13 protein-coding genes are annotated in these 15,214 nt (G+C 63.2%); all 13 read left to right on the top strand.

Annotated features, from left to right (window positions below; translation table 11 throughout):
- The first annotated feature begins 89 nt into the window (after positions 1–89).
- Positions 90–1,559, top strand: coding sequence for a sensor histidine kinase (locus RAK07_RS04755; protein WP_305731695.1), 1,470 nt, complete (start codon positions 90–92; stop codon positions 1,557–1,559).
- A complete protein-coding gene (locus RAK07_RS04750) occupies positions 1,502–2,812 on the top strand; it encodes a tetratricopeptide repeat protein (RefSeq protein WP_305731694.1) in 1,311 nt (436 codons plus the stop codon). Before RAK07_RS04755 ends, RAK07_RS04750 begins: the two co-directional genes overlap by 58 nt.
- A gap of 11 nt (positions 2,813–2,823) precedes the next feature.
- Positions 2,824–4,194: a sigma-54-dependent transcriptional regulator gene (locus RAK07_RS04745; protein ID WP_305731693.1), complete on the top strand. Its 1,371-nt coding sequence runs from the start codon at positions 2,824–2,826 to the stop codon at positions 4,192–4,194.
- A 384-nt stretch (positions 4,195–4,578) separates the two neighbouring features.
- Positions 4,579–4,734, top strand: a complete 156-nt coding sequence (locus tag RAK07_RS04740) for a hypothetical protein (RefSeq protein ID WP_305731692.1) — start codon at positions 4,579–4,581, stop codon at positions 4,732–4,734.
- A 160-nt stretch (positions 4,735–4,894) separates the two neighbouring features.
- Complete coding sequence (gene tsaB / locus RAK07_RS04735) at positions 4,895–5,584, top strand: tRNA (adenosine(37)-N6)-threonylcarbamoyltransferase complex dimerization subunit type 1 TsaB (protein ID WP_305731691.1); 690 nt, start codon at positions 4,895–4,897, stop codon at positions 5,582–5,584.
- Positions 5,585–5,681: 97 nt separating this feature from the next.
- Positions 5,682–6,845, top strand: a complete 1,164-nt coding sequence (gene sucC / locus RAK07_RS04730; protein WP_305731690.1) for an ADP-forming succinate--CoA ligase subunit beta — start codon at positions 5,682–5,684, stop codon at positions 6,843–6,845.
- Between the two features lie 14 nt (positions 6,846–6,859).
- Positions 6,860–7,732 carry a succinate--CoA ligase subunit alpha gene (gene sucD / locus RAK07_RS04725; protein WP_305731689.1) on the top strand — a complete coding sequence of 291 codons (873 nt, stop codon included), beginning with the start codon at positions 6,860–6,862 and terminating at the stop codon, positions 7,730–7,732.
- 188 nt (positions 7,733–7,920) lie between these two features.
- Positions 7,921–8,484 (top strand): flavin reductase family protein, encoded by a 564-nt coding sequence (locus tag RAK07_RS04720; RefSeq protein WP_305731688.1) that lies wholly within the window; start codon positions 7,921–7,923, stop codon positions 8,482–8,484.
- Positions 8,485–8,541: 57 nt separating this feature from the next.
- Positions 8,542–9,924, top strand: coding sequence for a TatD family hydrolase (locus RAK07_RS04715; RefSeq protein WP_305731687.1), 1,383 nt, complete (start codon positions 8,542–8,544; stop codon positions 9,922–9,924).
- An 87-nt stretch (positions 9,925–10,011) separates the two neighbouring features.
- Positions 10,012–11,307: a phosphopyruvate hydratase gene (eno, locus tag RAK07_RS04710; protein ID WP_305731686.1), complete on the top strand. Its 1,296-nt coding sequence runs from the start codon at positions 10,012–10,014 to the stop codon at positions 11,305–11,307.
- 86 nt (positions 11,308–11,393) lie between these two features.
- Positions 11,394–12,788, top strand: a complete 1,395-nt coding sequence (locus tag RAK07_RS04705) for a DNA recombination protein RmuC (protein WP_305731685.1) — start codon at positions 11,394–11,396, stop codon at positions 12,786–12,788.
- A complete protein-coding gene (locus tag RAK07_RS04700; protein ID WP_305731684.1) occupies positions 12,785–13,639 on the top strand; it encodes a BRO-N domain-containing protein in 855 nt (284 codons plus the stop codon). Before RAK07_RS04705 ends, RAK07_RS04700 begins: the two co-directional genes overlap by 4 nt.
- Complete coding sequence (gene murJ, locus RAK07_RS04695; protein WP_305731683.1) at positions 13,632–15,197, top strand: murein biosynthesis integral membrane protein MurJ; 1,566 nt, start codon at positions 13,632–13,634, stop codon at positions 15,195–15,197. The genes RAK07_RS04700 and murJ overlap by 8 nt, the downstream gene beginning before the upstream one ends.
- Positions 15,198–15,214: the final 17 nt, after the last annotated feature.

Genomic DNA, 15,214 nt, shown 5'->3' with positions numbered 1-15,214 from the left:
TCCCGCCCCCTTGACAAGCACGCCGGCGCTGGGCTAGGGTGCAACCTCCCGCGGGCAGGTTGCACACCGCCTGCGGACGGAATCCTGCCATGCTCATCGTACGCCCCCCCGCCACCAGGAAACTCTCCATTTTCACCCGGCTGATGCTGGGCAACCTCGCCGTACTGCTCATGGCGACCGCCGTCGGCGCCTACACTATCCTGCAACTGGGCCGGATGCACGCCCTGACCGGCCGCATCATCCAGGTGCATAACGTGCTCATTGACCTCAACAAGGAGATGGGCGCCGCCCTGCTGTCCCAGACCCGGTACGAGAAAAAGTTCCTGCTCGTCCGGGATCAGGCGCTGTATGATGGCTATCTGGCGGCCCGCACGGACTTCGGGCAGTATCTTGAGCAGGCACAGACCCGTGCCGATTCCGGCGAGGTCCGGCAGGCGTTGCAGCGGATACGGTCACTGCATCGGCGTCACGGCGAGCTGTTTCTGGAGGAGGTCAGGTCCCTGAAGCGCAGCGGCCGCACCCCCCTCGTCCGGCATGACCGGGAAAAGGAACGGCTGGTGCAGGAAACCCTGGAGGAGTTGACCCGCCTGCGCACTCTCAGCCAGCAGAGCATCCTCCAGAAGGCGAATGAGCTGGAGGAGACCGGCGGCAGAACCCGTACCGTGGCCATGCTGATCACCGCCATCGCCCTGCTGCTGGGCATTCTGCTCTCCGTTGCCATCACCCGGAGCATCACCCTGCCCCTCTCCCGCATGAAACGAAAAACCGAGGAGATCGCCCGGGGGGCCTTTACCGCCGATCTGCGCCTGACGGCGCCGCCCGAAATTGAGAGCCTGGCCGCTGCGCTCAACGTCATGTGCCGTAAACTTGAAGAAGTAGAACGGATGAAGTCGGATTTCTACGCCCTCATGTCCCACGAGCTGCGCACCCCGCTCACCTCCATCCGGGAGGGAACCAACCTGTTTCTGGAGGGGCTCTGCGGTGAAGTAACGCACAAGCAGCGGGAGCTCCTGGTCATCATCGCCGAGGAAAGCAGCCGCCTGATCGACCTGGTGGGCAGCCTGCTGGACCTTTCCAAACTGGAGTCGGGGGTTCTCGCCTTTCATTTCGGCAGTGTCCGGCTCCCCCCGCTGATCGCGCAGGTACTGCGCGAGGTGAGCCCCCTGGCTGCCGCCAAAGAGATTGCGCTCGACAGCGAATATGACGAGCTGCCCGCTCTGTCCCTCGATCCGGAGAGGATTTTGCAGGTCATGAGAAACCTGGTGGGTAACGCCCTCAAGTTTACCCCGCCGGGGGGAACCGTCCGTATCGTCGCCCGCAGCCTGCCGGGAGAAGTTCGTATAACCGTGAGCGATACGGGACCGGGCATCGCGGCGGAGGAACGGGAGATCATTTTCGAGAAGTACCGCCAGGCGCTGCCGTCGGTAGCGGGCGGCAACACGGGAACCGGCCTGGGACTGGCTATTGTCAGGCATATCGTACAGGCACATGGAGGACGGGTGTGGGTGGAAAGCGAACCGGGACAGGGCAGTACCTTTATCGTGGCATTGCCTGCCTGACTCTGGCCCTGCTCACGGCCTGCGCCCCCCTGCGCACGATGCTGGCCGAACGGGAAGGACAGACTCATCTGCGTACCATGCGGCAACTGGCCCGCCAGGGGCATTTCGAAGAACTCATACGGGAAAACCACCGGATTCTGGAGCAGCCGCAGACAGCCCGGACAGTGCCGGCAGATGCCGCCCTCTTCAGCCTGGGGCTGGCCTATGCCGATCCGAGCAATCCCGGCAGGGATTACCGCATGGCCCGGGAACAGTTCACCCGCCTGCTGTATGACTTTCCCTTCAGTCCTTTTGCGGAGGATGCCCGTATCTGGCGGGGAATCCTTGATAACGACCTGCTGGACGAGCGGGAGGGACGGGCCCATCTGCAGCGGATGCAGCAGTTGAGCCAGCAGGGAGCCTTTGAGGCGGCGGAGCGGGAAAACCGAAAAATCCTGACCTCCTCCCCGGCCTCCCCGCCGGCGGACGCGGCCCTCTTCAGCCTGGGGCTGCTCTACGCCGACCCGGCCAATCCCCGTCGGGATTACCGAACAGCCCTTGATTTCTTCTCCCGGCTCATGGCCGATTTTCCCCGCAGCCCCTTTGCCGAGGACGGCAGAATCTGGGACAGCATCCTGGAAGACGACGTTGCGGGGCGGGAGCGCCGTGCCCACCTGCAGCGGATGCGTCAGCTCACCCGTGCGGGGGAGTTTGCGGCGGCGGTGCGGGAAAACCGTCAGGTGCTCGCGCGCACCCCGAAGCAGCCGCCAGCGGACGCAGCCCTGTTCAGCCTGGGACAGATCTACGCCGACCACCGCAACCCTGAAATGGACTACGCAACGGCACGGGACTATTTCCGGCAGCTCATCGGCGAATTCCCCCGAACGCCGCTGGCCGAGGGGGCCCACATCTGGGCCGGCATGCTGGAGCGGCAGTTCGCCGTCCAGGCAGGAAACAGCCACCTACAGCGGATTCAGTCCTTCCTGCGCCGGGAGGATTTCGACGGTGCCCTGCGGGAAAACCAGCGAGTGCTCAGCCGCACCCCCAAGCAGCCGCCGGCGGATGCGGCCCTGTTCAGCATCGGCCGCATCCACCTCCATTACGCCAATCCGAAGCGTGACTACAAGCGGGCGCACGCCACCTTCATCCGCCTGAAGCGGGAGTTTCCGGCAAGCCCCTTCGCGGAGGAGGCAAAAAGCTGGATCAGCCTGCTCGAGACGCTGGAGCAGGCGCTGTTGGTGGACGTGGAAATCGACAGAAAACAACGACATTGAGGCAACAAGCGATGAGCGGAACGACACACGGAACCCTGCTGGCAGTCGACGACGACCGCAACCTGCTGAAGATCATCGCCATGCGCCTTGAAACCCTGGGCTACGCGGTAACGGCGGCGCGAACCGGGCAGGAGGCGCGGGACCTGCTGAGTCGCCAGACCTTCGATCTTGCCGTCATCGATCTCCACCTGAAAGAGCAGGACGGTATTACGCTGATGGAGGAACTGCACCAGCTCTCTCCCGACATGCCGGTGATCATCCTCACCGCCTTCGGCAGCATCGAAAGCGCCGTTGACGCCATGCGGCGCGGTGCCGCCACCTATCTGACCAAACCGTTCGACGCCCGGGAGCTTGCCCTCCATGTGGAGCGGGCCCTGGAAAGCCGACGGCTGACCAGTGAAATCAGGCGGCTCAAGGGACTGTTGGCCGAACGGCACGATGCCGTGCATATAGTGGCCCGCAGCGAGCCGATGCGCCGGGTGCTGGAAGTGGTCTCCCAGATCGCCCGCAACGATTCAACGGTCTACATCCACGGCGAAAGCGGCACCGGCAAGGAAGTCATGGCGCGGGCCATTCATCTGGCCAGCGCCCGCGCCGAAGAGCCGTTCGTCGCCATCAACTGCGCCGCCCTGCCGGAAACGCTGCTGGAAAGCGAACTGTTCGGCCATGAAAAAGGGGCCTTCACCGGTGCGGTCAAATCCTCGAAAGGGCTGTTTGCCCAGGCCCATGGCGGGACGATACTGCTGGATGAAATCGGTGACATGCCCCTGTCCATCCAGGCCAAGTTTCTGCGGGTCCTCCAGGAACGCCAGTTTTACCCCGTTGGCGGCGAACGCCCCCTTGCAGTGGATGTGCGCGTCATCGTAGCCACCAACCGCAACCTTGAAGAGCTGGTACGGGAGGGACTGTTCCGCGAAGACCTTTACTACCGGGTCAACGTCATCCCGATCACCCTGCCCCCCCTGCGGGAACGGCGCGAGGATATCCCCCTGCTGGCCGAGGCGTTTCTGACGAAATACAGCCGCCGGATGAAGAAGCGGATCAAGGGGTTTTCACCGGCAGCCGTACAACGCCTCATGCTGCACGACTGGCCCGGCAACGTGCGGGAGCTGGAAAATGCCATTGAGTACGCGGTGGCCATGACCCTGCAGGAGGTGATTACCGAAGGGCACATTCTTCCTGCAAAATCGGTCGGCATCGCGGAAACGCCCAAACCGCTCAAGCAGGCGCGGGATGAATTCGAAGCCGGCTACCTGGTCCGCCTGCTGGAGCTGACCGGCGGCAACATCAGCAATGCCGCCGCCCTGGCCGGCAAGTACCGGGCCGACCTCTACAACCTGCTCAAAAAGCACGGGATCAATCCCGGCGATTTCAAGAAATAACCCCCACGATCACTGCAGGTAAAATCATACACCGCCGTTTCCGAAAGATTTCGGGCAGTTTCATTGTCACAGCACCGACAGGCGCAGGAAAATCCATACACCACGCCGTACCTCTTCTTTCCGCACCGCACCGCGCACATCAAAAAACCAACAATCATATTAAAGCGTTACCTTCGAACACCGCACCTTGGCACATGCCGTGCACACAGGGGATAGCGGCGGGCAGTTGCGGGGATCATCGACGGGTGCTCCCCTCCGGCGCCTTCGGAGTCCCGCCCCCATTTTCCGGAAAGCGAGGTGATGCCCCCCATTCAGACCGATGTTCAACACCTGTTTTTCGAAGCATATCAAGTACCACGCACTTCAATACAAGGAGACAGAACCATGAAAAAACTGTACACCGTCGCACTTGCCGCCCTCGTTGCCCTTTCCGTTGCCGCTGTTGCCGTTGCCTCCGAGGCGCCGGCCCCCAAGCCGACCACCACCGAACAGCCGGCACCCGCACCGAAGCCGGAGGAAAAGCCGGCACCGGGCAAGTAGTCGACACGACCATTCGCCCCCTGCCGCCCAGGGACGTCCAATTACGGGCGCCCTGGGCACCTCACCCTTTGCACTCCCACGTTTTACCGTTGACAACCTCCGCCCCAGCCCCGATGATAGCCGCCACCGAACATCAGGAGACCGGGAACAACCATTCACCATGCTCACCCTCTTTCTCGACACCTCCGCTGCTGCCGTCGGCATCGCCCTCACCCGCGACGGCAACCTGCTGGCCGAATCGCTGGTGGGCGGCGGCGGCAGACTGCAGAACAGCCGCCTGCTGCCGGAACTGGAGCGGCTGCTCACCCTCTGCGGCCTCCGCCCCGTTGATATCGGGCTCTTCGCCTGCAGCACCGGCCCCGGCTCCTTCACCGGCATCCGCACTGCCGTGGCCACCGTGCAGGGACTGGCCCTGGCCACCGGCGCCCCCTGCATCGGCATCTCCAGCCTGGCCCACCTGGCCATGAACCTGCCCCATGCGGCGCTGCCGGTCTGTCCCCTGCTGGATGCCCGCAAGAACGAGGTCTACGCCGGCCTCTACCGCTGCACCGAGCTGCCCGAGCCGCTGCGGGAGGACCGGGCCGTTGCCCCGGAACTGCTGCTGGACTCGCTGGAAGGGCCCACTCTGTTTCTGGGGGACGGCGCCTGCCGCTACCGCGACCTGATCGTTACCCGCCGGGGGGAGCGGGCCCTCTTCGCCCCGGACTGCCACCACCTCCCCCGCCCCGCTGCCGGTGCCCTGCTGGCGGAAACCATGTTCCTGAAACAGGGTGGAACAGCGCCGGAGCTGCTGCTCCCCAGCTACCTGCGCCTTTCCGAGGCCGAACTGTCCCGCCAGCAGAAAATTTAGCCATAGAAAACCTTTTTATTTTTACTAAATTCAGCTTGTGCTCCGCATGCGGCATGGTATAGTTTCGCCCTGCAACGTCACTTTCGCGGGAGGGCCTATGAATATCCATGAATATCAGGCCAAGGAGATCCTGAGTACCTACGGCATTCCGGTGCCGCGCAACCGAGTTGCCCTAACCGCCGACCAGGTGGAGCGGGCCGCCAAGATGATGGGGGGCCACTGCGTGGTCAAGGCCCAGATTTACGCCGGTGGCCGCGGCAAAGCCGGCGGGGTCAAGGTGGTACATCACCCGGAACAGGCCGGCGAACTGGCCAAGGAACTGTTCGGCAAACGCCTGGTCACCCCCCAGACCGGCCCGGAGGGGCTCAAGGTTCGTCGTATCCTGGTGGAGGAAGCGGTGGAGATTGCCCGTGAATTCTACCTCTCCATCACCCTTGACCGGGAAACCTCCCGCTACTGCCTGATCGCCTCCGCCGAAGGGGGAGTCGAGATCGAGGAAGTGGCAAAAAAATCCCCCGAAAAGATTCACATGCTTTCCATCGACCCGTTCACCGGGCTGCGCACCTACGAGGCCCGCCGGATCGCCCTGGCCCTGGGACTCACCGCCAGCGTCTGCGAAGACTGCGTCGAAATGATGCTCAACCTCTACAAGTGCTGCCTGGAAAAGGACTGCTTCCTGGTGGAGATCAACCCCCTGGTGGTCACCAAGGCCGGCTGGCTTTTGGCCATGGACGCCAAGATTTCCTTCGACGACAACGCCGTCTATCGCCACCGGGAATACCCGGACATGATGGACTACTCCCAGCTTGATCCGCTGGAGATCACCGCCGGCAAATACGACCTGGCCTACATCAAGCTGGGGGGCAGCATCGGCTGCATGGTCAACGGCGCAGGACTGGCCATGGCCACCCTGGACGTACTCAAGGAGTTCGGGGGAGAGCCGGCCAACTTCCTGGATGTAGGGGGCGGGGCCACCCGGGAAAAGGTGGCGGAGGCGTTCAAGATCATCCTGCAGGACAGTGACGTGAAAGGGGTCTTCGTCAACATCTTCGGCGGCATCATGCGTTGCGACGTCATTGCCCAGGGGATCATCGAGGCGGCCTCGGAGGTGCACTGCGCCCTGCCGATCGTGGTGCGGATGGACGGCAGCAAGGTGGAGGAAGGGAAGAAGCTGCTGCTGGAATCCGGCCTGAACGTGCAGGTGGGTGACAACCTGGGCGACGGTGCCCAGAAGATCGTCAAGATGCTGGCTGAAGCGTAAGGGGGACCGAAACCATGGCGATTCTCATCGATAAGAACTCCAAGATACTGGTACAGGGAATTACCGGCAAAAGCGGCCTCTTTCACACCCAGCAGTGCCGCGACTACGGCAGCCAGATCGTTGCCGGGGTCACCCCCGGCCGGGGCGGCATCCATGTGGAGGGGATTCCGGTCTTCAACACCGTGGCTGAAGCGGTGCACTACACCGGCGCCACCGTCTCCATGATCTTTGTGCCGCCGGCGGGGGCCGCCGACGCCATCCTGGAAGCCTGCGACGCCGGACTTGACCTGGCGGTCTGCATCACCGAGGGGATTCCGGTGCGGGACATGGTCCTGGCCCGGGCCATCCAGGAGCGCAGCAAAACCCTGCTGGTGGGGCCCAACTGCCCCGGCGTCATCACCCCCGGCCAGTGCAAGCTGGGGATCATGCCGGGCTACATCCACAAACCGGGCAAGATCGGCGTGGTCTCCCGCTCCGGCACCCTCACCTACGAAGCGGTCAAGCAACTCTCCGACATGGGGCTGGGCCAATCCACCTGCGTCGGCATCGGCGGCGACCCGATCATCGGCATGAAATTCATCGACGTGCTGAAGAAATTCAACGACGACAAGGACACCGAAGCGGTCTTCATGATCGGTGAAATCGGCGGCGCCGCCGAGGAGCAGGCTGCCGAGTGGATCAGGGACAACATGAAAAAGCCGGTGGCCGCCTTCATCGCCGGCGTCACTGCCCCCACCGGCAAGCGGATGGGCCATGCCGGCGCCATCATCACCGGCGGCAAGGGCAAGGCTGAAGACAAGATCAAAACCCTGCAGGAATGCGGCGTGGTGGTCTCCACCTCCCCCACCCGCATGGGCGAGGCCATGGCCACAGCCCTCAAGAAGTAATCCGCTTCCATTTCAGGCTAAACCGCCCTGCTTCGATCATCGAGGCAGGGCGACACTATACCGCTGGGCAGCACCGACAGCACTGGGACCTCCCGGCTTGGAAGCTCCTAACCGACACCCGTCATCATTTACCCAACCCCGCCTCCCCGTGCCATCCTGCAGGTAATCCGACTATCTGGAGGCACGGTATGCAAACTGTAATCCCTCCCCTGCCCCCCCTTCCCCTCAACAAGGCGTTCACCCTGCTGGAACCCGGTCCGGTGGTGCTGGTCACGACCCGGGACAACAGGAAGAACAACGTCATGACCATCTCCTGGACCATGGTGATGGATTTCACGCCGCGGTTCGCCCTGACCACGGGGCCGTGGAACCATTCCTACAGCGCGCTGGAGAAAACACGGGAGTGCGTGCTTGCCATTCCCACCGTTGATCTGCTGGACCAGGTGGTGGGGGTGGGTACCTGCACCGGGGCCGATACGGACAAGTTTGCAACGTTCGGCCTGACCGCCGTGAAGGGGACGCTGGTGAAACCGCCCCTGATCAGGGAGTGTCTGGCAAATATCGAGTGCAAGGTCATCGATATTATCGAACAACATGACATCGTCGTGCTTGAGGGGGTGGCGGCGTATTATGACACTTCGCGGGACGAGAAGCGGACCATCCACGCGGTGGGCGACGGCACCTTTGTGATTGACGGCCGCCGCCTGAACCGGCGGAAGCAGATGCTGTCGAAACTGCCGGAGGGCGTTTAGTCCCCCGTCCACCCTCCCCTTGCCAAGCGCGGTCAATGGGGCTACAGTAGTGCTCCCATGAACAGACACACACCGATTATCGACACCCATTGCCACCTCTACTACGATGATTTTCAGCAGGACTGGGACCAGATGCTGGGCCGGGCCGAGGAAGCCGGCGTCACCGGCATGATCGTGGTGGGGGCCGATGCCGCTTCCAGCCGTGACGCGGTTCTGCTTGCCGAGCGCTACCCGACCATGTACTGCACCGTGGGTATCCATCCCCACGATGCCGCAGGGGTTGATGAGGCCGCCATAGCCGCCCTGGCGGAGCTGGCCCGCAGTACCCCCAAGTGCGTGGCCATCGGCGAGATCGGCCTGGATTTCTACCGGGACCGTTCCCCCCGCGACCAGCAGGACCGCGTGTTCCGGCGGTTTCTGCAGCTTTCCCGCGAGCTGGACAAGCCGGTGGTGATCCACGACCGGGACGCCCACGAGGAAACGCTGCAGGCCATCCGGCAGGAAGGGGTGACCCGGGGGGTGATGCACTGCTTCTCCGGCGATGTGGCTTTTGCCCGCCGCTGCCTGGAGCAGGGGCTCTACCTGTCCATCCCCGGCACGGTTACCTACCCCTCCAACCAGCAGTTGCGCGACGTGGTGGCGACAACCCCCATGGAGCGGCTGCTGCTGGAGACCGACTGCCCCTACCTGTCGCCGGTGCCGCACCGGGGCAAGCGCAACGAACCGGCCTACACCCGGATCACCGCCGAAAAGGTGGCGGAGATCAAAGGGCTCTCCCCTGACGACGTGGCCCGGATCACCACCATGAACGCGGGCAAACTGTTCGGCATTCCGCTGTGGGATTCCTCCACCCGGATCGCCTACCGCATCCGCAATTCGCTGTACCTGAACATCACCAACCGTTGTTCCAACCGTTGCAGTTTCTGCGCGAAGTTCGACGAATTCACGGTGAAGGGGCACAATCTGTTGCTCGATCACGAGCCGGGGTTCGAGGAGGTGATGGCTGCCATCGGTCATCCCGAGGATATCGACGAGGTGGTGTTCTGCGGCTTCGGCGAGTCGCTCTTGCGGCTGGAGCTGGTGAAGCAGGTGGCGGCTGCCCTGAAACAGCGGGGCTACCGGATCAGGATCAACAGCGACGGCCAGGCCAACCTGGCCCATGGCCGCACCATCCTGCCGGAGCTTGCCGGTCTGGTGGACAGCATCTCCATCAGCCTGAACGCGCCGGACGCCGTCACCTACGCCAGGCTCTGCAATACCCCCTTCGGCGAGGCCGGTTTCGAGGCCATCTGCGACTTCCTGCGGGAAGCGCCCCGCCATATCCCGGAGGTGACCGCCACCGCCGTCACGGTGCCCGGCATCGACATCGAGGCGTGCAGGCGCCTGGCCCTTTCCCTGGGGGTCGGTTTCCGGGTGCGGGAGTACGCCGAAGTGGGCTGATTTTCCGGCATCTTCCCCTTCCCTTTTGCCCCTCCAGTTGCTATAAGAGAGGGGCATTTTCTTTTAATTTTCTGAAGGAGGCAGCATATGAGTGAGATAGTCGACGTCTATGCACGGGAGATTCTTGACTCCCGCGGGAATCCCACCCTTGAGGTGGAAGTGTTTCTGGAGTCCGGGGCCTTTGGCCGGGCCGCCGTTCCCTCCGGCGCCTCGACCGGCGAGCGTGAGGCCCTGGAGCTGCGTGACGGCGACAAGGGGCGCTACCTGGGCAAAGGGGTGCTCACCGCGGTGGACAACGTCAATAACCGGATCGCCGACGAGCTGATCGGCATGGATGGTGCCGACCAGGTCGGCATCGACAACCGGATGCTGGAGATCGACGGCACCGAATTCAAGAGCACCCTGGGGGCCAACGCCATCCTGGGGGTTTCCCTGGCCGTGGCCAAGGCTGCCGCCGAAGAGGCAGGCCAGCCGCTGTACAAGTATATCGGCGGCGCCAATGCCCGCGAACTGCCGTTGCCGATGATGAACATCATCAACGGCGGCGCCCATGCCGACAACAACGTGGATATCCAGGAGTTCATGATCATGCCGGCCGGCGCCGACAGCTTTGCCGAGGCGCTGCGCATGGGCGCCGAAATCTTCCACGCCCTGAAGAGCGTGCTGAAGGGTAAAGGCTACAACACCGCCGTGGGTGACGAAGGCGGGTTCGCCCCCAACCTGAAATCCAACGAAGAGGCCCTGGAAGTGATCATGGAAGCCATCGTCAAGGCCGGCTACAAGCCGGGCGAGGATGTGCTGCTGGCCCTGGACGTGGCCTCCTCCGAGCTCTTCAACAAGGAAAAGGGGACCTACATTCTGGAGAACGAAGCCCAGAAGGAAAAGACCCGGGAAGAGATGGTGCAGTTCTACGAGAATCTGGTCAACAAGTACCCGATCATCTCCATCGAGGACGGCATGGCCGAAAACGACTGGGACGGCTGGAAGCTGCTCACCGACCGCCTGGGCACAAAGATCCAGATCGTGGGGGACGACCTGTTCGTCACCAACCCCAAAATCCTGAAAGAAGGCATCCAGAAAGGGATCGCCAACTCCATCCTGATCAAGCTGAACCAGATCGGTACCCTCACCGAGACCCTGGAGGCGATCGAGATGGCCAAGCGGGCCGGGTACACCACGGTCATCTCCCACCGCTCCGGCGAGACCGAGGACACCACCCTGGCCGACCTGGCCGTGGCGGTGAACGCCGGACAGATCAAGACCGGCTCGCTGTGTCGCACCGACCGGGTTGCCAAGTACAACCAGCTCCTGCGCATCGAGGACGAGCTGGACGACACCGCCCTGTTCAAGGGGCACGACGTGTTCTACAACGTCAAGAAGTAAGCCGGGGAACCTGGCGCACGCTGTCATCTTTTACGGACCTCTCACCGGCAACGGCGGGAGGTTCGTGTTTTTGGAGAGTCCCGTTCATGCCTGATCTGCTGATTCCCGCCCTGCTGCTGATGCTGCTGGTGCTCGTCGTGGTCCTGCTCCTGCGGGTGTCCCGGCTGGGCGCGGCCCATACCCCGCTGGAAGGGCGGATCGATGCCCTGGAACGGCTGCTGGAGCGGTCTGAGCGGACCCTGCGGGAGGAGCAGGCCCGCTCCCGGGAGGAGGGGCAGTCCCTGGCCCGCCAGGGGCGGGAGGAGTCGCTGAACGCGGTGAAGGGGCTGGGGGATTCCCTGCTGGCCCGGCTGGGGGAATCGGCCACGGTGCAGAACAGCCAGCTTGAGCTGTTCTCCGGCCAACTGGCCCAACTGTCCGCCACCACCGAGGAGCGGCTGGAGCGGCTGCGCAGCACCATGGAGGAGCGGCTGCGGCTCTTGCAGGAAGAAAGCAGCAAGCGCCAGGAGCAGGTACGGACCACGGTGGACGAGCGGCTGCGGCTGTTGCAGGAGGACAATGCCAAAAAGCTGGAGCAGATGCGGGCCACCGTGGACGAGAAGCTGCACGACACCCTGGAAAAGCGGCTGGGTGAATCGTTCAAGCTGGTGAGCGACCGGCTGGAGCAGGTGCAGAAAGGCTTGGGCGAGATGCAGAGCCTGGCCAACGGCGTGGGGGACCTGAAGCGGGTGCTGACCAACGTCAAGACCCGGGGCACCTTCGGCGAGGTGCAGTTGGCGGTGCTTTTGGAACAGATCCTGGCGCCGGGCCAGTACGGCGTCAACGTGGAGACCCGCAAGGGGAGCAACCAGCGGGTGGAGTTCGCGGTGCGGATGCCGGGGCGGGACGGCAGCGAGGAGAGCGTCGTCCATCTGCCGCTGGACGCCAAGTTTCCCCAGGAAGACTACCTGCGGCTGGTGGAGGCCCAGGAGCGGGCCGACGCAACAGCCGCCGAGGAGGCGGGCAAGCTCCTGGAGCGGGCCATCCGCCTGGCGGCGACGGACATTCGGGACAAGTACCTGGACCCGCCCCACACCACCGATTTCGGGGTGATGTACCTCCCCACCGAAGGACTCTACGCCGAGGTGCTGCGCCGCCCCGGCCTGTTCGAGGCGCTGCAGCGGGAGTACAAGGTGATGCCGGCCGGCCCCACCATTCTGGCGGCCCTGCTCAACTCCCTGCAACTGGGCTTCCGCACCCTGGCCATCGAGAAGCGCTCCGCCGAGGTCTGGAACCTGCTGGGGGCGGTGCGCACCGAGTTCGGCAAGTTCAGCGACATCCTGGACAAGACCCGCAAGAAGCTGCAGGAGGCGGGCAACCATATCGAGGCTGCCGCCACCCGCACCCGCCAGATGGAACGCAAGCTGAAGACCGTGCAGGCGTTGCCGGCGGACGAAGCGCGGGGGGTACTGGAGCTGGGTGACGAGGGCGACGAACCATGACAGCGAAAGAACTCGTCAAATTGGCTGTTTTTGAAGGTAAACAGATTCGCAAGACCATCCATAATGATGAATGGTGGTTTGCAATTATTGATGTGGTTGACGTCTTAACCGGAAGCTCCCTTCCCAAAAGATACTGGAGCGATCTTAAAAAGAAGCTGACATTTGAGGGAGTTATCGAACCGTACGATAAAATCGTACGATTGAAAATGCCTGCCTCTGATGGAAAACAGCGTGATACCGACTGCGCCAACACCGAAGGGATGTTCCGCATCATCCAGTCCATCCCGTCCCCCAAGGCCGAACCGTTCAAGCGCTGGTTGGCCCAGGTGGGCTATGAGCGGATTCAGGAGATTGAAAACCCGGAGCTGGCCCAGCAGCGGATGAAGGAGTTGTACGAGCAGAAAGGCTATCCCAAGGACTGGATCGACAAACGGCTGCGGGGAATCGCCATCCGCCAGAACCTGACCGATGAATGGCAGGAACGGGGTATCACCACCGAACGTGCGTTCAGTATCCTGACCGCCGAGATAGCCAGGGCCACCTTCGGTATGACGCCGTCTGAACACAAGCAGTTCAAAGGCCTCTCCCGGCCCCAGGACAACCTGCGCGACCACATGACCGATCTGGAACTGATCTTCACCATGCTGGGCGAAAAAGTAACCACGGAAATTTCACAGACAGAGAAACCGGACACCTTTGACGCCAACAAAAAGGTTGCCAAACGTGGCGGCAGGGTGGCCGGCACGGCTCGCAGGGAGACGGAAAAGGAGTTGGGGCGCAGCGTGGTAAGCAACAACAACTTTCTGGGCGACCGGGACAAACAGCTGACCGACGAGGACCCCGATGTCTGAGAAAAGCGGTATCCTGAAAGCGGCCGGGGTGCTGGGCTCGGCCACCATGCTCTCACGCATCCTGGGGATGGTGCGGGACATGGTGGTGGCGCGCCTGTTCGGCGCCGGCATGGCAACGGACGCCTTTTTCGCCGCCTTCCAGATCCCCAACCTGCTGCGTCGCTTCTTTGCCGAGGGGGCGCTCACCTCGGCCTTTGTCCCCACTTTTTCGGAAACCCTCGTGCAGGAGGGGGAGGAACGGGCCCGGGAGCTGGCCAACCTCTGCTTCACCCTGCTCACCCTGGTGGTGGCCGTGGTCACCCTGCTGGGAATCGTCTTTTCACCGCTTTTGGTGCACCTGATGTTTCCCGGTTTCACCGCCGTGCCGGGTAAGTTCGAACTGACCGTGCTGCTCAACCGGGTGATGTTCCCCTACCTGTTCTTCATCTCCCTGGTGGCGCTCTGCATGGGGATTCTCAACACCCTGCGCCACTTTTTCACCCCGGCCATCTCCACGGTGTTCCTGAACCTCTCCATGATCGTTTGCGCCCTGGCCTTGCGGCCGTTCTATCAGTACCCGATCACCGCCCTGGCGGTGGGGGTGCTGTTGGGGGGGCTGATCCAACTGGTCATGCAACTGCCGGTGCTCTGGAAGATGGGGTATCCGGTCCGGCCCCGCTTTGACTTCCGTGACCCGAAACTGCGCAGGATCGCCCTGTTGCTGGCCCCGGCCACCTTGGGGGTAGGGGTCTACTACCTGAATATCACGGTGGGGAACATCCTGGCTTCGCTGCTCCCCCAGGGGTCGGTCTCCTACCTCTACTACGCCCAGCGGCTGTTCGAATTCCCCCAGGGGGTGTTCACGGTCTCGGTGGCCCAGGCGGTGTTGCCCGCCTTAAGCCGCCAGGCGGCGGAGGGAGATCTCGACGCCATGAAGGAGACCCTTAACTACGGCGTGCGACTCACCCTGTTCATCACCATCCCCGCACTGGTGGGGCTGACGGTTTGCGCCGAGCCGCTGATGGTGCTGCTCTTCATGGGGGGGCAGTTCGATCACAACATGGCGGTACAGGCGGCACGGGCGCTGATCTACTACTCCCTCGGTCTCTCCTGCGTAGCGTTAGTGCGGGTGGTGGCCCCGGCTTTCTACGCCCTGCAGGATACCCGGACCCCGGTGCTGGCTGCCTTTGTCGCGTTCCTGCTCAACCTGGGGTTCAGCCTGGCCCTGATGGGACCGTTGCAGCATGGCGGCCTGGCCCTGGCCTCGTCGTTGTCGGCGCTGGGCAACATGGGGCTCCTCTTCTGGCTGCTGCGTCGCAGGGTCGGCTCACTGGGGGGGAAACGGTTGCTGCGCACCGCCCTGCTGGCCGCCTGCGCTTCGCTGCCCATGGGAGCGCTCACCTGGTGGCTGATGGGACGGGCAGACTGGTCACAGCCGGGGATGAAGCTGCTGAAGAGCGCTCACCTGGCCGGCGGCGTTGCACTGGCCATAGCCTGCTACCTGTTGGCGGCCCGGCTACTGCGTTCCGAAGAGGCAACTGAGATGATCGCCCTGGTGCGTCGGAAGCTGGCACGCTGACCGTAGCACCGTAACAA

The sequence above is a fragment of the Trichlorobacter ammonificans genome, from assembly GCF_933509905.1.
GTDB lineage: Bacteria > Desulfobacterota > Desulfuromonadia > Geobacterales > Pseudopelobacteraceae > Trichlorobacter > Trichlorobacter ammonificans.
Note: the sequence above shows the minus strand (reverse complement) of the source record. Positions and strands in the feature narration are given on the sequence as shown.